Source organism: Virgibacillus indicus (genome assembly GCF_002266285.1).
Classification (GTDB): domain Bacteria; phylum Bacillota; class Bacilli; order Bacillales; family Amphibacillaceae; genus Virgibacillus_K; species Virgibacillus_K indicus.
The window spans coordinates 473,300-491,355 of record NZ_NPMS01000001.1 but is presented as its reverse complement, the minus strand read 5'-3'; the positions used below and the strand labels follow the sequence as shown (position 1 = coordinate 491,355).

The 18,056-nt window shown below is 37.7% G+C and carries 16 protein-coding genes; 3 read left to right on the top strand and 13 right to left on the bottom strand.

What is annotated here, in order from left to right; translation table 11 throughout:
• Entirely contained in the window at nucleotides 1–1,653 is a 1,653-nt protein-coding gene (locus CIL03_RS02515) for an acyl-CoA mutase large subunit family protein (RefSeq protein ID WP_094883628.1), read from the bottom strand.
• Between the two features lie 134 nt (nucleotides 1,654–1,787).
• Here CIL03_RS02515 and prli42 point away from each other — a divergent pair, with 134 nt between their 5' ends.
• Complete coding sequence (gene prli42 / locus CIL03_RS19725; RefSeq protein WP_165767882.1) at nucleotides 1,788–1,925, top strand: stressosome-associated protein Prli42; 138 nt, start codon at nucleotides 1,788–1,790, stop codon at nucleotides 1,923–1,925.
• A 99-nt stretch (nucleotides 1,926–2,024) separates the two neighbouring features.
• On the opposite strand, the gene CIL03_RS02510 is transcribed toward prli42, so the two are convergent.
• The 10 genes from CIL03_RS02510 to CIL03_RS02465 form a co-directional block, all read right to left on the bottom strand.
• Nucleotides 2,025–2,984, bottom strand: a complete 960-nt coding sequence (locus CIL03_RS02510) for an aromatic acid exporter family protein (protein WP_094883627.1) — start codon at nucleotides 2,982–2,984, stop codon at nucleotides 2,025–2,027.
• Between the two features lie 90 nt (nucleotides 2,985–3,074).
• The gene (locus tag CIL03_RS02505) at nucleotides 3,075–3,506 is read right to left on the bottom strand and encodes a BrxA/BrxB family bacilliredoxin (protein ID WP_094883626.1); all 432 of its coding nucleotides are present in this window, start codon (nucleotides 3,504–3,506) and stop codon (nucleotides 3,075–3,077) included.
• 111 nt (nucleotides 3,507–3,617) lie between these two features.
• Entirely contained in the window at nucleotides 3,618–4,895 is a 1,278-nt protein-coding gene (locus tag CIL03_RS02500) for a dihydrolipoamide acetyltransferase family protein (RefSeq protein ID WP_094883625.1), read from the bottom strand.
• Between the two features lie 21 nt (nucleotides 4,896–4,916).
• The gene (locus CIL03_RS02495; protein ID WP_094883624.1) at nucleotides 4,917–5,900 is read right to left on the bottom strand and encodes an alpha-ketoacid dehydrogenase subunit beta; all 984 of its coding nucleotides are present in this window, start codon (nucleotides 5,898–5,900) and stop codon (nucleotides 4,917–4,919) included.
• Nucleotides 5,901–5,915: 15 nt separating this feature from the next.
• Nucleotides 5,916–6,908, bottom strand: a complete 993-nt coding sequence (locus CIL03_RS02490; protein ID WP_094883623.1) for a thiamine pyrophosphate-dependent dehydrogenase E1 component subunit alpha — start codon at nucleotides 6,906–6,908, stop codon at nucleotides 5,916–5,918.
• A 20-nt stretch (nucleotides 6,909–6,928) separates the two neighbouring features.
• Nucleotides 6,929–8,350: a dihydrolipoyl dehydrogenase gene (gene lpdA, locus CIL03_RS02485; protein ID WP_094883622.1), complete on the bottom strand. Its 1,422-nt coding sequence runs from the start codon at nucleotides 8,348–8,350 to the stop codon at nucleotides 6,929–6,931.
• Between the two features lie 21 nt (nucleotides 8,351–8,371).
• Nucleotides 8,372–9,454: a butyrate kinase gene (buk, locus tag CIL03_RS02480; RefSeq protein ID WP_420855375.1), complete on the bottom strand. Its 1,083-nt coding sequence runs from the start codon at nucleotides 9,452–9,454 to the stop codon at nucleotides 8,372–8,374.
• A gap of 36 nt (nucleotides 9,455–9,490) precedes the next feature.
• Nucleotides 9,491–10,582 (bottom strand): Leu/Phe/Val dehydrogenase, encoded by a 1,092-nt coding sequence (locus tag CIL03_RS02475; protein WP_094883620.1) that lies wholly within the window; start codon nucleotides 10,580–10,582, stop codon nucleotides 9,491–9,493.
• A gap of 3 nt (nucleotides 10,583–10,585) precedes the next feature.
• Complete coding sequence (gene yqiS, locus CIL03_RS02470; RefSeq protein WP_094883619.1) at nucleotides 10,586–11,503, bottom strand: phosphate butyryltransferase; 918 nt, start codon at nucleotides 11,501–11,503, stop codon at nucleotides 10,586–10,588.
• A 105-nt stretch (nucleotides 11,504–11,608) separates the two neighbouring features.
• Nucleotides 11,609–13,675 (bottom strand): sigma 54-interacting transcriptional regulator, encoded by a 2,067-nt coding sequence (locus CIL03_RS02465; protein ID WP_094883618.1) that lies wholly within the window; start codon nucleotides 13,673–13,675, stop codon nucleotides 11,609–11,611.
• Nucleotides 13,676–13,819: 144 nt separating this feature from the next.
• Here CIL03_RS02465 and CIL03_RS02460 point away from each other — a divergent pair, with 144 nt between their 5' ends.
• Nucleotides 13,820–14,077: a DUF2627 domain-containing protein gene (locus CIL03_RS02460; protein ID WP_094883617.1), complete on the top strand. Its 258-nt coding sequence runs from the start codon at nucleotides 13,820–13,822 to the stop codon at nucleotides 14,075–14,077.
• A 129-nt stretch (nucleotides 14,078–14,206) separates the two neighbouring features.
• Complete coding sequence (locus tag CIL03_RS02455; protein ID WP_094883616.1) at nucleotides 14,207–15,553, top strand: aspartate kinase; 1,347 nt, start codon at nucleotides 14,207–14,209, stop codon at nucleotides 15,551–15,553.
• A 109-nt stretch (nucleotides 15,554–15,662) separates the two neighbouring features.
• Here CIL03_RS02455 and spo0A read toward each other — a convergent pair whose 3' ends face one another.
• Both spo0A and spoIVB read right to left on the bottom strand, forming a co-directional pair.
• Complete coding sequence (gene spo0A, locus CIL03_RS02450) at nucleotides 15,663–16,445, bottom strand: sporulation transcription factor Spo0A (protein WP_094883615.1); 783 nt, start codon at nucleotides 16,443–16,445, stop codon at nucleotides 15,663–15,665.
• A 255-nt stretch (nucleotides 16,446–16,700) separates the two neighbouring features.
• Nucleotides 16,701–17,984, bottom strand: a complete 1,284-nt coding sequence (gene spoIVB / locus CIL03_RS02445; RefSeq protein WP_276281920.1) for a SpoIVB peptidase — start codon at nucleotides 17,982–17,984, stop codon at nucleotides 16,701–16,703.
• Nucleotides 17,985–18,056 lie beyond the last annotated feature (72 nt).

Sequence of the window (18,056 nt, the reverse complement as noted above, 5' to 3'; positions counted from 1 at the left end):
CTATATTCCTGCATACTCACCAAATTCGTCACGCATCACATTGGATATTTCACCAATTGTTGCATATACTTTAACAGCGTTTAAGATATATGGTATTAAATTACTGTCAGCAGCCTTGGCTTGTTCTTTCAGATCCGCTAATGCCGCATTGACAGCATTTTGATCCCTTTTTTGGCGAATAGACTCCATGGATTGAATTTGTTCTTTTTCCAATGCCTCGTCAACTTTCAATAGATCTGGATTTACTTCCTCATCCAGCTTGAATTTATTCAATCCGACGATTATTTCTTCTTCTTTCTCAATACGCTTTTGGATTTCATAAGCATTCTGATGAATTTCGCGCTGCATATACCCTTCTTCGATCGCTTGAACTGCGCCACCTATTTCTTTGATTCGATCCAGGTATTTATTTACTTCTATTTCAATTTTATCCGTCAATTCTTCCACATAATAGGATCCTCCAAGCGGATCAACCGTATCAGCAACACCACTTTCGTTTGCAATAATCTGCTGTGTTCGAAGTGCGATTCGAGCAGAATCTTCTGTTGGCAATGAAAGCGCCTCGTCTCTGGAATTTGTATGAAGGCTTTGTGTCCCCCCCATTACGGCAGCAAGCGCCTGTAATGTAACGCGAACAATATTGTTGTCAGGCTGCTGTGCAGTTAAGGTAGAACCTCCTGTTTGGGTATGAAACCGCAGCTTCCAGCTTTTTGGATCTTTTGCTTTGTAATGTTCTTTCATAATCTTTGCCCATATTCTTCGTGCCGCTCTAAATTTTGCAACTTCCTCAAAAAAGTTATTGTGCGCATTAAAGAAAAAAGCAAGTCTTGGTGCAAAGGAATCGACATCCAGTCCGGATTCTATCGCAGCATCTACATAAGACAAGCCATTTGCTATGGTAAAAGCAGCTTCCTGGACAGCATTAGCCCCAGCCTCACGAATATGATAGCCTGAAATACTGATTGTATTAAATTTTGGCAGATTCTGCTGGCAATATTCAAAGATATTTGTTATTAACCGCATGGAAGGCTTTGGCGGGTATATATATGTACCCCTTGCAATATATTCTTTTAGTATGTCATTTTGGATTGTGCCGGTCAGTTTTTTTGAAGGAACACCCTGTTTTTCTCCAACTGCAATATACATGCAAAGCAGGATTGCTGCAGATGCATTTATTGTCATTGACGTACTCACCTTATCCAATGGAATCTGATCAAGGAGCTGCTCCATATCCTGCAATGTATCAATGGCAACTCCGACCTTTCCAACCTCTCCTTCAGACATAACATCATCTGAATCATAGCCAATCTGTGTTGGCAAATCAAACGCGACAGAAAGCCCTGTTTGGCCCTGTTCTAATAAATAGCGGAAACGCTTATTGGTTTCTTTGGCAGATCCGAATCCAGCATATTGTCGCATTGTCCAGAAACGACTGCGGTACATTGTAGGCTGAATCCCTCGAGTATATGGATACTGGCCGGGATATCCCAGCTCACTGTCAAAGGAATCCTCTTCACCGGTATATAACCGATCTACTTCAATATCAGCAGAAGTTGTGAATGTGTCTTTTCTCTCTGGAAAGCGCTTAATTGTTGAATCAACTGATTTCTTCCAATTATCCAATTGGTTATTATCATCACTTTTATAGCTCATATGTATTACCCTCCAATTTCTTGACAGAAAAAATATACGTAAATCTATTGTGAAATAAATTTTTATACTTGTCCATTGTTAATTTTAACGATAAAATATAAAATAGTTATAGTAGATGTTAAGGAGGTTATATTATGTCTGTAAAACAAAATGCGAAAGCCGCACCGAGAAAAAGATCTAAACGTGAACGTCGAAACAGACTGGTAATATATATTATGATCATTGCAATGTTACTTTCCTCGCTGACTGCTGGGTTGGCAATGTTTATATAATCGTTAAATATGGACAGACTGGGCCTCCGTTAATAGAGAGCCCGGTCTTTTTATTTACAACCCCAGAATCAGTGACTCATTCTATTTCTGTAATAGTGCTTATTTTAACTTAACATCGCTTTTTTTGTACTTCTTCTTTATAAGTAAGTAATCCTCGATTTCATGTAATAATCGAAATAGATTTGCTCTTGTTTCAAACTCTTCAAGAGTAGCAGGTAATTCTTCTTTATTGAATTCTTTTCGTAAATCCTCCAGCTCGTCCAGAAATAACACCGCAGTATTTTCCGGATGTACCGATTCAGACAACCCTTCGAAAAAAGCGGCGATTTTTTCGGAAATATAATCTTTATTTGGTAATACTGTCACAAGCGGAAGCATTTGCTGCAATACTTCATATTGCTTCGTTCGCATCCTGAAATAATCCCGGAATGTATGTTTATTACGAAATAAGTGGTTTTCGCGATCCCGTTCAACTAAGTCATCAGCCTCTGTTAAAATTTCATCAATCTCTGCAATTTCTTTCCCATCCCAAGCCTTATTTTTATCCCTGATATACAGGGATATTTCATATAAGACGATTTTGAAGTTTTCCTCAAGCCTATCCTGTTTTTCATTTAACTTGTTGTCCAGACTCGGCATATAAAGGTTTAGTACCAATCCTGTTCCTATTCCTACTATTATTAATAAAAACTGGTCAATTAAAAATGTGAAATTAATGAAGTTAGAACTATATAAATTAAGAATTATAACAGAACTGGTAGTAATACCAGGAGATATTTTTAAAAATACAGTAGTAGGGATAAATACAAGAAGCATTAAACCAAGAACGAATACATTATAACCAATCAATTCAAAAAACAGCATAGAAAAAAGACTTGCCAAAACACAAGCGAGGAAGCGCTGCCATGCGCTTAAATAGGATTTTTTCCTGGACGGCTGGATACATAAGATAGTTAAAATTCCTGCAGAAACAAAATTGGTTAGTCCTAATAATTGAGCAATCGAAATAGCAATGGGGGTTCCAATTGCAGTCTTTATTGTCCGATAGCCAATTTTCACGTTAAAATCTCCTCGCAATAGCTTTTTATCAAAAAACGAGGCTGACCTACAAAAATAGAGACAGCCCCATTGATAATGAATGAAATGCTTTTATACTTCTTCACAGTGCTTATCAAATAGATTTTGGAGTTTTCCAATTACATCAATGGCACTATAACCTTCAATATCATGACGTTCCAGCATTGTTACAATTTTCCCGTCTTTTAATAATGCGAATGATGGTGATGACGGTGGAAACCCTTCAAAATACTCACGTGCCTTTTCTGTAGCTTCCCTGTCCTGACCAGCAAAAACAGTAACGAGATGATCAGGCCGTTTATCATAATGTATAGAATTCGCCGCTGCAGGGCGAGCAACTCCTCCCGCACATCCACAAGTTGAGTTAACCATAACTAGTGTAGTGCCCTCGCGGGTTAATGCCTTATCCACATCTTCAGTGCTTTTGAGCTCATTATAACCAGCTTCAGTTATATCTTTACGAGCAGCATCTACTACATCGTTCATAAACAGATTAAAATCCATTCGAACATTCATCCCCTTAATTTAGTATTATTGAAACCTATCAATAGCTTATCAATTTTACTTAGATATTTCAATTCAGACTAACTGAGAATGATTTGTGAAAAACGAGTATTAATAAATATTCGAATTATCTTTATTTGTATTTTCCAGAATATCTTTAACACGGGCTAAAAACTGTCCGCAAATTAATCCGTCAAGTACACGGTGATCTAGTGATAATGACAGGTTGACCATATCTCTTGCGGCAAACATGTCATTAATAATGACAGGCCGTTTCACAATGGATTCAATTTGCAGGATAGCAGCCTGCGGGTGATTAATAACACCCATTGAATGGATTGAACCAAATGAACCTGTATTATTAACAGTGAATGTGCCGCCCTTCATATCATCTGCAGTTAATTTGCCTGAACGGGCTTTCATAGCGAGGTCATAGATGTCCCTTGCAATACCCTTAATACTCTTCTCATCAGCATTCTTAATTACCGGTACAAAAAGTTCCTGATCTTTTGCTACTGCTATAGATAAATTAATGTCTTTTCTTTGAATGATTTTATCTCCTGCCCATGTGCTGTTCATTTGAGGAAACTCTTTAATTGCTTGAGCAACTGCTTTTACAAAGAATGCAAAAAATGTCAGGCTGAAACCTTCTTTTTGTTTAAACTCATTCTTAACTTGATTTCGATAGTTGACTAAATCTGTAACATCAACTTCCACAGTCATCCATGCATGCGGAATTTCCTGTTTGGATCGAACCATATTTTGAGCAATGGCTTTTCGGACACCAGTCACAGGTATTTCTATATCGCCCGGCATTGATTCAGCTGGTTTTGCAGCTGCTGCTTTTGGAGCAGAAGGTATTTTGTCAGCAGTATCTGTTTTGCTTCCCTGATGCTCGTGTGAACCGCCTGGTGAGGGCATGTTTCCTGATTTAATAACTTTTTCAATATCTTTTCTCGTAATTCTGCCACCGCGGCCTGTTCCATTTACCTGATCCAGATCAATATCATTTTCCTGTGCCATTCTGAGTACTGCTGGTGAATAGCGTTTTTTCATAGACTGATCTGCTGATGGAGCATCTTCACCAGTTTTTTCTTGCTTTTCTTCAGATACCTCTTTATCAGAAGGCTTACTTTCTTCAGCTTTTTCCTCTGTCTCGATATAACACATTAATTCACCAACTGCAATGGTATCACCTTCAGCAGCTGCAAGTTCTTTAATCGTTCCGGTAAACGATGACGGAACTTCAGCATTTACCTTGTCTGTCATCACCTCAGCAATTGGATCATATTTATTTACTTTATCACCTGGACTAACAAGCCATGTACTTATTGTTCCCTCTGTCACACTCTCGCCAAGCTGGGGCATATTGATTTTTTCCTTTGCCATCGAGAATCCCTCCTTCACTGGTTAAAATTCTGCAAGTTCTCGCATTGCTTTTTCTACTTTGTCCGGGTTTACCATAAAAAATTTTTCCATTGTAGGAGCATACGGCATTGACGGAACATCAGGTCCTGCTAAGCGCTGAACAGGAGCATCCAGATCAAACAGACAATTTTCTGCAATAATAGCCGCTACTTCTCCAATAATGCTTCCTTCTTTATTATCTTCAGTAATCAATAAAACTTTTCCGGTCTTTTTGGCTGCTTCTATAATTGCTTCTTTATCAAGCGGATAAATGGTGCGTAAATCAAGAATATGTGCATCTATTCCTTCTTCTGCCAATTTCTCTGCTGCCTGCAGGGCAAAGTGCACACATAAACCATAAGTAATGATGGTAATATCAGAGCCTTCCCGTTTTATGTCTGCTTTCCCGATTGGCAGTACATAGTCATCCTCCGGAACTTCCCCTTTAAGTAAACGGTACGCACGTTTATGTTCAAAGAATAGCACAGGGTCATTATCACGGATAGAAGCTTTTAACAGCCCCTTCACATCGTATGGAGTTGAAGGCATCACAATTTTTAATCCTGGCTGATTCGCAAACACTGCTTCAACGGATTGCGAATGATAAAGTGCTCCATGGACTCCTCCGCCATATGGTGCACGAATAGTAATAGGAACATTCCAATCATTATTTGAACGATAGCGGATTTTTGCAGCTTCTGAAATAATCTGGTTTACTGCCGGCATAATGAAATCAGCAAATTGCATCTCCGCTACTGGTCGCATTCCATACATTGCAGCACCAATACCAACGCCGGCAATAGCGGATTCGGCAAGTGGAGTATCCAAAACCCGGTCTTCGCCAAACTCATCGAATAATCCATCTGTTGCGCGGAAAACTCCGCCTTTTTTTCCCACATCTTCACCTAAAACAAATACTTTTTCATCACGCTTCATTTCTTCTTTTAAAGCAGAAGTTACTGCTTGAATATATGACATTACAGGCATCGTATTCTTCCCTCCCTACTCTTCATAAACATACTTTAATGCACTTTCAGCTTCTGCATATGGTGCGTTTTCTGCATAATCAGTTGCTTCATTTACGAGATCGCCAATTCTTTCATTAATTTCCTTTTCAATCTCATCTGTAAGAATTCCTTCCTCCTTAAGATACGTTGCAAAGGTTATAATTGAATCCTTTTTCCTGGCTTCCTCTACTTCTTCACTCTCACGGTACTGACGGTCATCATCATCACTGGAATGTGCTGTTAACCGGTAGGAAACAGCCTCGATTAGTGATGGGCCTTTCCCACTCACAGCACGTTCTCTGGCAGCTTTAACAGCTTCATACACAGCCAGTGGGTCATTCCCATCTACAGTTACACCAGGCATTCCGTAACTTTGTGCGCGATCTGCTACTGTCTTGCTTGCAATTTGCTTTTCAATTGGCACTGAAATAGCATACTGATTATTTTCAACCATTGTTATAACAGGTAATTTATGAACACCGGCAAAATTTAATCCTTCATGAAAATCTCCCTGGTTGGAGGAGCCTTCACCAAGCGTTACAAATGAGACAAAATCCTTTTTCTCCATTTTTGCTGCCAGTGCAACACCCACCGCATGTGGAACCTGTGTGGTAACAGGAGATGAACCAGTAAGAATCCGGTTTTTCTTTTGTCCAAAATGTCCCGGCATTTGCCGGCCTCCGGAGTTTGGATCTTCTGCTTTGGCAAATCCGGATAACATCAGTTCTTTTGCTGTCATACCAAAAGCCAGTACGACCCCCATATCACGATAATATGGTGCGGCATAGTCTTTCTCTCTGTCCATTGCAAATGATGCTCCTACTTGGGCAGCCTCCTGACCTTGACAGGAGATGACAAAAGGTATTTTCCCAGCCCTGTTTAACAGCCACATTCTTTCATCAAGCTTTCTGGCGAGAAGCATTGTCTTAAACATATCCAATACCTGCTCATCTGATAAGCCTAATGCTTTATGACGATTATTTGACATAGATAGACCCTCCTTCTTGATTAACCATGTATCTGTTTTCCTTCAACGGCTAAAGCTGCTTCACCCATAACTTCTGAAAGTGTCGGGTGTGGATGAATAGTCCCTGAAATCTCCCAAGGTGTTGCATCTAATACCATTGCCAGTCCCGCTTCTGATATCATATCCGTAACATGTGGTCCTACCATATGAATACCTAACAGATCTTCGTTTTTCTTATCAGCAATAATTTTTACGAAACCATCAGATTCTCCATATACAAGTGCTTTTCCAATCGCTTTAAAGGGGAATTTCCCAACTTTTATATCAAATCCTTTTTCTTTTGCTTGCTTTTCTGTCAATCCAACACTGGCAGCTTCTGGATTTGAATAAATACATGAAGGGATGTTTCCGTAATTGATTGGCAACGGCTTTTCATTTGCAATATGTTCTACGGCTGTTATTCCTTCATGTGAAGCAACATGCGCCAGCTGCATACCGCCAATCACATCACCGATTGCATAAATATGGGATTCTTTCGTTTGATAATATTCATTTGTCTGGATATAGCCTTTTTCAGTTAAAATCTCAGTGTTATCCAGACCGATATTCGCGGAATTTGCTTCACGTCCAACAGAAACCAGCATCTTATCTGCTTTAAATGTTTCATTATTACCGTCGATTTCCGCAAGAATTGTTACATTATTTTCCTTTTTTAATGTTTCAGGGAGTACTTTTGCTTGTTTAACAAAAGTGACACCTTTCTTTTTCAATTGTTTTTCAACTTCCCTTGCTACTGCACCGTCTTCAGTCGGAAGAATTTGATTCATGTATTCAATCACAGTAACTTCTACCCCGAAGTCAGCCAGCATTGAAGCCCACTCTATTCCAATCACACCACCGCCGACAATAATAATAGATGAAGGCAATTCTTCCATCTTCAGTGCTTCACCTGAACTCATGACTAGATTTCCATCCAATTCCAGGCCTGGCAATGTACGTGGTTTAGAGCCCGTCGCAATTAATACGTTTTTGGGCACAATCATTGTGTTTTCGTCCCCGTTTTCATATTCAATTGAGATCGTACCGGGCATTGGAGAGAAAATACTTGGGCCAAGTATACGCCCAAAGCCTTTGAAAACATCAATCTTTCCTTTTTTCATTAAAGCCTGTACGCCTTGGTGCAGTGTGTTTACAATGGATTCTTTTCTTTCCTGTACTTTTGCAAAATTCAATGTTGTTTCTTTTGTAATAATTCCATAAGAATCTGCTTCTTTTGTCTGTCTGAACACTTCGGCACTGCGAAGAAAAGCTTTGGAGGGGATACAGCCCCGGTGCAAACAAGTCCCACCTAATTCTCCATTTTCTACAACAGCAACCTGCATGCCCAGCTGGGAAGCTCTGATGGCAGCAACATAGCCACCGGTCCCCCCGCCAAGTATTACAAGATCATATTCCTTTGCCATATGCTGTAAACTCCTTTACTGTCAGTTATTTGGATATACTTTCGGAAGCTCTTCCTCATGAAGCACTCTTAGCACCCCTTCATTTAATGCTTGCAGTTCATCCTCTCCGGGGTAAATAACTGTATCAGCGATCCAGTTAATGTGTTCTGTAATCATTTCAACAAACGTTTTCCCATAGGCTAATCCGCCAGTCAGGACAATCAGATCTACTTTTCCTGACAGAACTGCACTCATTGATCCAATTTCTTTTGCTATTTGGTATGCCATTGCTTCGTATGTCTTTTTTGCAAGCTCATCACCAGCTGCGATTCTCTTCTCTACTTCAACTGCATCATTTGTTCCAAGGTATGCCATTAAGCCGCCTTTACCTACTACTTTCTTCATGACTTCATCAACGTAATATTGACCTGAAAAGCATAATGACACAAGATCACCTGCCGGAACTGTTCCAGCACGCTCAGGAGAAAATGGACCATCACCGTGAAGACCATTATTAACATCGATGACTTTACCTTTCTTGTGGGCTCCGACTGTTATTCCTCCACCCATATGTGTAACAATCAAGTTCATGTTTTCATATTTTTCATTAATATCCGCAGCGGCTTTTCTTGCTACAGCTTTTTGATTTAATGCATGAAAGATACTTTTCCTTGGAATATCCGGAACACCAGAATATCTTGCTATCTCTTCCAGTTCATCTACAACTACCGGGTCTACAATATATGCTGGGATATTTAAACCACTTGCTATTTCATGTGCGATAATACCGCCAAGATTAGAAGCATGCTCTCCGTTCAGTCCGCGTTTCAGATCCTCCAGCATTGGGTCGTTTACTTCATAGGTGCCACCTTCAATAGGTCTCAGCAAACCACCTCTCCCGCAAACAGCATTTAATTTTGAAATATTTATCCCCTCATAATGCAAGGTATCAAGTATAATTTTTTTTCGGTAATCATATTGATCAATTACTCTTTCAAAACCTCTTATTTCATCAAGAGTGTGCCGGATTGTTTTTTCAAAAATACATGTCTCTTCATCGAATACACCGATTTTAGTAGAAGTGGATCCGGGATTAATAACTAATATCCGATAAATTGATTGCAATATATTGACCTCCGCCCGTAAAACAGTCTTTGAATATTATCTTCTGCTCAATACATGGTGATTATTAAGCAAAAATTGATTTCTGGAATTTCTTACAGATTCAATTCTTTCTTCTGCCATCCGGTCTGCCGCAACATATGTCGGTATATTATCACGTCTGGAGATTTCAAATACCTTATTTAGACTGTCATATATAGTTTCTACCTTTTTCTTTGCTCTTGCCTGGTTATAACCATGTAATTCATCGGCAACGTTGATTACACCACCTGAATTAATAACATAATCCGGAGCATAAACAATTCCTTTTTCATGGATGATATCTCCATGCTCGGTAGTTTTCAATTGGTTATTTGCAGACCCGGCAATCACTTTTGCTTTAAGTCTTGGAATAGTTTCTTCATTAATCGTAGCACCAAGTGCACAAGGTGAATAAATATCACAATCCACATCATAAATATCTTCCGGATCAACTGCTTTGGCATCAAAAGCTTCAACTGCCTTTGCAACAGCAGCTTTATTGATATCTGCAACGATTAATTTTGCACCTTCTTCATGCAAATACTCACATAATGCGTAGGCAACGTTTCCAACGCCCTGAATTGCAATTGTCCTTCCTTTTACCGAATCCTCGCCAAAGGCTTCTTTTGCAGCTGCTTTAATTCCTTTATAAATGCCATATGCGGTGACAGGTGAAGGATTTCCAGATGAAGAAGCTTCTGATGTCCCTGTTACAAAGTCTGTTTCAAGATGGATAAGATCCATATCATCTTCTGTTGTACCGACATCTTCTGCCGTTATATATCTTCCATTCAAACCTTGAATATACCTCCCGAATGCACGGAACATTTCAGGATTCTTGTCTTTTTTGGGATCACCGATTATAACTGTTTTTCCGCCACCCAGATCAAGTCCGGCAGCAGCATTTTTATAGGTCATACCTTTAGCAAGCCGAAGTGCATCTTCAATAGCTTCTGCTTCTGAATCATATGTCCACATTCTTGTACCGCCTAAAGCAGGTCCAAGTGTTGTATCGTGAATTGCAATAATTGCTTTCAATCCTGAATTTTTATCCTGACAAAATACTAATTGTTCATAATCATATTTTTCCATATACGTGAAAATTTCCATTTTCTATTCCTCCTTGAATGTTTTAGATGATAATAAAGCCAATGATAATGAATTTAATTTACTTTCAGCAGAATCAGCCCGCGATGTTAGAACAATAGGAGCCTTTGCACCACTGATAATTGCAGCAACTTTTGCATTTGAAAAATAAATAAATGATTTATATAAAGCATTTCCAACTTCTATTGTTGGAACCATTAAAATATCTGCTGCACCTGCCACCTCTGTATGGATACCCTTCTGATTTGCTGCTTCAAGCGAAACGGCATTATCAAAAGCCAATGGTCCATCTATCAAACATCCTTTGATTTGGCCTCTTTTCTGCATCTGAGTAAGCATAGCAGCATCAACAGTAGATTGCATCGCAGGATTAATTACCTCGACTGGTGCAAGCACTGCTACTTTTGGCTGTTCCAAACCAATCCCATGTGCGACCTGCACGGCATTATTGATGATTTCAGTTTTTTCTTTCATATCTGGCTGAAGATTCATTGCCGCATCTGTCAAAAAAATCAAACGGCTCTGATTCGGAATTTCAAATAATGCTACATGTGAAAGAATTTTACCTGTCCGTAAGCCATGTTCTTTATGCAATACAGCTTTCAGCAGCTCCTTAGTCGAGACATTCCCTTTCATCAGAATATGAGCTTCTTTATGATGGACCGCTTTTACTGCCGCCTCAGAAGCCTCTGCCGAGGAATTTGTATGATGCATATGAATAGCAGACGTCGAAAGATCCAATTTAATTTCAACTGCAATATCAGTAATTCGCTTTTCATTGCCGAATAAAAGAAATGAACATAACTCTTCATTTACTGCATTTTTAACAGCTTTCAGCACTTCCTTGTCTGCAGCATCTGCAACAGAGATTATTTGTTTCTTTTCCTGCCTTACTTGGTTTTTTAAGAAACTTAGTGTTTTCATTGCAGCCTCCCTGTAAATTATATTGCAAAAACCGTGCCAATAATTTTAAATGAAAGCGCTTTACTAACGCTGGTATTAATCTGCAAATTATAGCAAACATGAAAATTATTGCATGCTATCTTTTTCAATTTTGTACTTGTCCATCTTATAATACAAATTTCGTATAGAAATATTTAATTCTTTGGCTGTTCTTGTTTTATTAAAGTTATTTCTATTGAAGACATTGGAAATATACTTTTTTTCATATTGTTCCACCGCCTCCTGTAATGGTCTGTCGGTCTGCATTTGAATACTTTCTTTAACGGTGGTTCCTGATGCGGTTATTTGCAGCTCAGGTATATGTTCCTTTTTTATTATCTCCTCATTCATATCCATATATATCATAGCCCGTCCAATAACATTTTCTAATTCACGAACGTTCCCTTTCCATCGATGATTCCGTAAAATAGATAATGCTTCATCAGAAACGGTCTGTACATTTCTGCCATAATCCTGATTAACTTTCTCTATGATATGCTGTATTAGTTCTGGCAGGTCATTCAATCGTTCATAAAGAGATGGTATGAATATAGGCAAACGGTTTAAGCGATAATACAGATCCTCGCGAAATGACTTGTTCATGATAGCCTTTTCCAAATTAATATTTGTAGCAGCAATAATACGCACATTTAAAAAAACAGGATCCGTACCGCCTACACGGACAATTTCATTTTCCTGCAGAACCCTGAGAAGCTTTGCTTGCATATTCAAGGACAATTCGCCAATTTCATCCAGAAAAATGCTTCCCATGTTTGCTTCTTCAAATAAACCCTTCTTACCACCATGCTTGGCACCTGAAAATGCACCTTCTTCATAACCAAATAATTCACTTTCCAGAATTGACTCTGCTATAGCTGCACAATTAACTCTGATAAATTTATTATGTTTACGGTCACTTTCATTATGAATGGCATGGGCAAACAGTTCCTTGCCTGTACCAGATTCACCGCGCAGCAGCACTGTTGCAGGGGTCTTTGCTCCAACTTTTGCCTGCTCCAAAGCCAGCTTCATTTCCTGAGAGTTACCAATAATATCATCAAACGTATACTTTGCTTCCAAATTTCTGATAATCTGTCTTGCTCTTTTTAATTCGGTTGTTAATGTCTGAATTTCTGACACATCGTGAATTACACCTACACTGCCTTTGATTTTCCCATCAACAATAACTGGTGCAACATTAACCAGGACATCTTTTTTTCCTGGACCTACTTTCATTCGTACTCCGCGGACAGCCCGGCGTGTTTTAAGAACCTTCATATGCATGCTTTCACCTTCAGAAATATCAGTTGCTGCAGGTTTACCTATAACATCAATTTCTTTTAATCCTGTAATTCGGGTATATGCCGGATTTATGATTAACCCGACTCCATTTTCATCTACTACAGTGATAGCTTCATCAGATGATTTTATGATAGCTTCAAGCATTTTTTTTATTTCATTTAAATCTGTGTTTTCCTCAGCCATTTTCATGACCTCTGTAATATCCTTGAATACTGCAAATGCACCAACTAAACGATCATCTGCATTGATAATGGGAATTCTTGTTGTAATTACTTTTTTTCCATTTTCCAAAAAAAGCTTTTGGTTTACTTCCCTTCTCTGACTTCTCAAAACTTCTGGCAGCCTGGTGTTTTCAATAATGCTTCTGATATTTTTTCCTTTAAATTCTTTTTTCTTATGTCCAACAATGCTTTCTGCGCTTTTATTTACAAATTGGACTATTTCATCATTGTTAATTACGATCATACCATCACGAATGTTATTTAATATTAATTCTTGGTTGTTCATTTGAAGTCTAATCCGGTTTAACAGTGATTCTTTTTCATTAAAAAGTTCTGAAATTATGTATGCTACCGATCCTGGGATGATAACCGTATCTCTGTTCCGATTTTCTAACAACTCGCGTAACACATGATCCTCGCCTGTTGCTTCTACGATGATGTCAATATCTTTATCAACCCAACTTTTCCAGCTGCTGTCAGTTGGGATATTATAACGCTCTGCTATTTTCAGACCATTGGCATCTTTATTTATATCGATAACAGCTGCAATCTGCATTCTCTTTGCTGCATAAAGGATTTTTAATAGAACACTTCCCCCTTTTCCAGCACCAACAATTAGCACTCGTTTCATCTCATCCCACCTTGCATTATTTTGCATGCTTTTATCTTACTTTACTATGCATCTTTTGGCAAATATAGTTATTATAGTATGACATCCGCTTATACGTAATATATGGTATAATTAGGATCAGTTTAATACATAAGGGGAAGTGACATGATTAGAATTATTGCAGTATCGCTGCTGCTAATTCCTGGTGTTATTGCTGCATTTGGAATTAAACTAATGCGGGATACGTTATTTGATGATTTTTATCCAATATTTTTTCATGAAGGAATTCAATTTATTGCCGGCCTTGTAATGTTTGTTTTAGGACTCGCTTTTATTGGCGGATTTATCGTTTATCGGGACCGCAAACGTCAGCTGGAAAAGAAAAAAAAATCCCACATACACAAACAGGATAAACAGGATTAATATATATTTTCTCATTTACGAAAAGATGGTAAAATAATTTCCATCTTTTTAGTTTTTTATTTACTAAAAGAAAATTTGTGTTATTATTTATATTAAAAATTCAAAAGTTGCACAGGGAGGATATTTATAATGAAAGTAGCAAAATTCGGAGGAAGTTCCGTTGCGGATTCAACTCAATTACATAAAGTTGCTGAAATTATTCAGAATGATCCAGAAAGAAAGTTTATTGTAGTTTCAGCACCCGGAAAAAGGGACAAAGAAGATTTCAAAGTAACCGATATGCTAATTCAATTGGGAAATGCATACATAAATGGTGAAGACTTCAACAAATATTATTCTATAGTAATAAGTCGCTTTAAAGAAATCATTGAAGGATTGAATATACCATATTTTATATTAGATGAAATTGAACACAACATTCATAATATCCTGGAAAGCGATGATACAAATAAAACAAAATTTGATGCAATTAAAGCTGTTGGAGAGGACAGCTCAGCTAAAGTGCTCAGCGCTTATTTAAATTCACTGGGAGTAAAAGCAAGTTATATTAACCCGAAAGATGCGGGAATTATGGTAAGTAATGAAGCTGGCTATGCTGAAATACTGCCGGAAAGCTTTCAAAAAATATATACTTTACGTGAAAGAGACGGAATATTAGTTATTCCGGGATTTTTCGGATATACAAAAGAGGGCCAGTTGGCAACGTTCTCAAGAGGTGGTTCTGATATCACTGGTTCAATCATTGCCGCAGGAGTAAAAGCCTCATTGTATGAAAATTTCACAGATGTTGATTCGGTTTACTCTGTAAACCCTTCTTATGTTGAAAATCCAAATGAAATCAGAACATTAACCTATAGGGAGATGCGTGAACTTTCTTATGCTGGTTTTTCTGTGTTTCATAATGAAGCATTGATTCCTGCCTTTAAAGAGCAAATCCCTGTTTGCATAAAAAATACGAATAACCCACTCTATCCTGGTACGATGATTGTCGCCGAAAAAAAACCCGAAGAAAAATGTGTAGTTGGTATTGCAAGTGATACAGGATTTTGCAGTTTATATGTAAGTAAGTACTTTATGAACCGGGAAATTGGATTTGGACGGAAACTGTTTAATATTCTGGAGGATGAAGGGATTTCATTTGAACATGCACCTTCGGGAATTGATGATATGTCCATCATTATTAGAGAAAGCCAACTGACAGAAAGTAAGGAAAAAATAATATTAAAGAGAATTACTGATGAACTTCACCCTCAGACAGTTTCACTCGATCGGGGTCTTGCTATGATCATGATTGTGGGAGAAGGACTTGTTCGAACAGTTGGACTTGCAAGCAGAGCAGCCACTGCAATATCAGATGCGAATGTAAATATTGAAATGATTAACCAAGGCTCTTCCGAAGTATCTATGATGTTTGGAGTTCTTTCAAAAGATTTGGATTTAGCTATTCCATCATTGTATAAAGCATTTTTCGGATAATTAAAATATTGTAAAACAAAAATATTACTGTATGTTTGTACAGTAATATTTTTGTTTACATTAAAATGTAATAATTATAACGACAAAAAGCATAAAAATTAATTAAGCTTTAACTAGCCTTATGCTCCAGTCTAAGTCTGTCAGCGACCATTGCAATAAATTCCGAATTCGTTGGTTTTGCTTTGGATATACTGATCGTATAACCAAATAAAGCTGATATTGAATCAATGTTCCCCCTGCTCCAGGCAACTTCAATTGCATGCCGGATCGCTCTTTCCACCCTGGAAGCAGTAGTATTAAACTTTTTCGCAATATCAGGATAAAGCACTTTTGTAATAGACCCCAATAGCTCAATATCATTATATACCATCGTAATTGCTTCACGAAGATACATATATCCCTTAATATGTGCTGGTACACCGATTTCATGAATAATGTTTGTAATACTTGCTTCCAGATCCTGCTTTTTCCTTTCCTTTTTCGCAGTTTTATTTTTACTGGATGAGAATACACTGCTATTTCCCTGTACCTGCCGTATCTGATCTCCTAAATTATCTAAGTCAAATGGTTTCAAAATAAAATACGATGCTCCAAGATCTACTGCTTTTTTCATTACCTCTTCCTGACCAAAAGCGGTTAACATTATTACACTTGGTTTATTTTTTAACTCCATATCCCTCAATGTATTTAAAACAGCCAATCCATCTACATGTGGCATAATTATATCCAAAATTAGAACATCCGGCTCAAGTTCCTCCACCATAGACAGGCAATCCCTGCCATTATAAGCAGCTCCGATTACTTCTATGTCCGGCTGTTCTTCGAAATAATCATCCATTAATTGCACTAGTTCCCTATTGTCATCTACTAAGCATACTGAAATTTTTTCCACAAAATATTTCCTCCTTTTATGTAATTTAACTTTTTTCTCCTCTGTACATATTCTATAAAAATTTAAAATATCCTCTTTTTATTTGAAAATCATTGGATTTTTTTAGCATTTCTTTATTTTGCTTCATATTGCTCCATTTTTTGATTAAATTCGATATTTATTGACAAAAGCAATGCGGTTTTGTCGAATAATATTAACCAAATTATACCATAAAAGTGACTTGTAATGGTTCATCATCATTACAAGTCACTTTAATTAACTTGCCCTTTCTTTATTATAAATACTTATCCCCGCGTCCTGCAGCATCCACTCAATATGAACACCATATCCTGATGTCGGATCATTTACAAATACATGCGTAACCGCTCCAATTATTTTTCCATCCTGAATTATAGGGCTTCCACTCATTCCCTGGACAATCCCTCCAGTCTTTTTTAAAAGCTCAGGATCTGTTATTTGTATGACCATTCCTTTTGTTGCAGGAAATTTCTGTGGTACACTGCTTACAATCTCTATATCATACTCCTCAACTTTTTCATCATCTACAACCGTCAAAATTTTTGCAGGTCCTTCTTTTACTTCATGTGATAAAGCTACGGGCAGTGGTTTATCATAATTGTCATTCGATATGGACTCAGTTAATTTTCCAAAGATGCCAAAAGGGCTATTTTTAGTTATCGAACCGATTTTATCATTTTCTATGGAAAATTCCGCCTGTTTTTCACCCGGCGTTCCATTATTTCCCTTTTCTATGGAAACTACAGAGGATTTAACAATTGTTCCATTATGAATTTCAATTGGCTTTTTTGTATCCATATCGGAAATAACGTGGCCAAGTGCTCCATATTTTTTAGATTTAGGATCATAAAACGTCATTGTTCCAATACCTGCAGCAGAGTCCCTGATATATAAACCAATTTTATACTCATTGTCTTTATCGTCGTATATTGGCTGAAGCGTTGTATCAATGGTTTCTCTGCCTCTTTTTAACGTAATCTGGAGCTTTTTATTATTTTTTCCTGCCTCTTTAACAAATGGTTTTACATCCGACAATTCCTTAATCGCCTTCCCATTTATTTTTAAAATTACATCCCCTACCTGTATTTCTGCATCCTCACCTGGAGATAATGCTCCCTCTTCTGACTTAACAAGATGGTGACCTACAACAAGCACACCTAATGTATGAAGCTGCACACCAATGGACTGTCCTCCAGGTATAACCTTTATATCATCTAAAACAGATAAATTTACTTTTTTAATTGGGAATCCGGATACCTCATACGTTAATTCACTGTCTCCGGATTCTTTCGCATAAAATACAGAGGAGTCGATTGCTTGAATATTTTTATTTGCTGTACTGATTTGGATATCCTTACCTAATTTCGGGATCTCTAAAGGAGATTCATTTTTGAAGGTGACAATTTCGTTCGGAATAGAAAGATACTTTTGTACTGGAGTTAAGAAAGGGATCATAAACAAGGCAATAAGGAGCAGGGCGCCTATCCATAATCGTGTATTTTTAATCTGTCTGAATTTCAATCACTTCACTCTCCTCATTCCTAGCCCATACCTTTTATTTCTGTATTTCTAATTTGACCTAACCGGGACGGT

Bases quoted from the DNA above. Each gene is read 5' to 3' on its own strand.
- CIL03_RS02505 (WP_094883626.1), bottom strand. From the start codon at position 3,506: ATGGATTTTAATCTGTTTATGAACGATGTAGTAGATGCTGCTCGTAAA.
- CIL03_RS02495 (WP_094883624.1), bottom strand. From the start codon at position 5,900: ATGCCTGTAATGTCATATATTCAAGCAGTAACTTCTGCTTTAAAAGAA.
- CIL03_RS02500 (WP_094883625.1), bottom strand. From the start codon at position 4,895: ATGGCAAAGGAAAAAATCAATATGCCCCAGCTTGGCGAGAGTGTGACA.
- CIL03_RS02515 (WP_094883628.1), bottom strand. From the start codon at position 1,653: ATGAGCTATAAAAGTGATGATAATAACCAATTGGATAATTGGAAGAAA.
- prli42 (WP_165767882.1), top strand. From the start codon at position 1,788: ATGTCTGTAAAACAAAATGCGAAAGCCGCACCGAGAAAAAGATCTAAA.
- yqiS (WP_094883619.1), bottom strand. From the start codon at position 11,503: ATGAAAACACTAAGTTTCTTAAAAAACCAAGTAAGGCAGGAAAAGAAA.
- CIL03_RS02475 (WP_094883620.1), bottom strand. From the start codon at position 10,582: ATGGAAATTTTCACGTATATGGAAAAATATGATTATGAACAATTAGTA.
- lpdA (WP_094883622.1), bottom strand. From the start codon at position 8,350: ATGGCAAAGGAATATGATCTTGTAATACTTGGCGGGGGGACCGGTGGC.
- CIL03_RS02460 (WP_094883617.1), top strand. From the start codon at position 13,820: ATGATTAGAATTATTGCAGTATCGCTGCTGCTAATTCCTGGTGTTATT.
- CIL03_RS02490 (WP_094883623.1), bottom strand. From the start codon at position 6,908: ATGTCAAATAATCGTCATAAAGCATTAGGCTTATCAGATGAGCAGGTA.
- CIL03_RS02455 (WP_094883616.1), top strand. From the start codon at position 14,207: ATGAAAGTAGCAAAATTCGGAGGAAGTTCCGTTGCGGATTCAACTCAA.
- CIL03_RS02465 (WP_094883618.1), bottom strand. From the start codon at position 13,675: ATGAAACGAGTGCTAATTGTTGGTGCTGGAAAAGGGGGAAGTGTTCTA.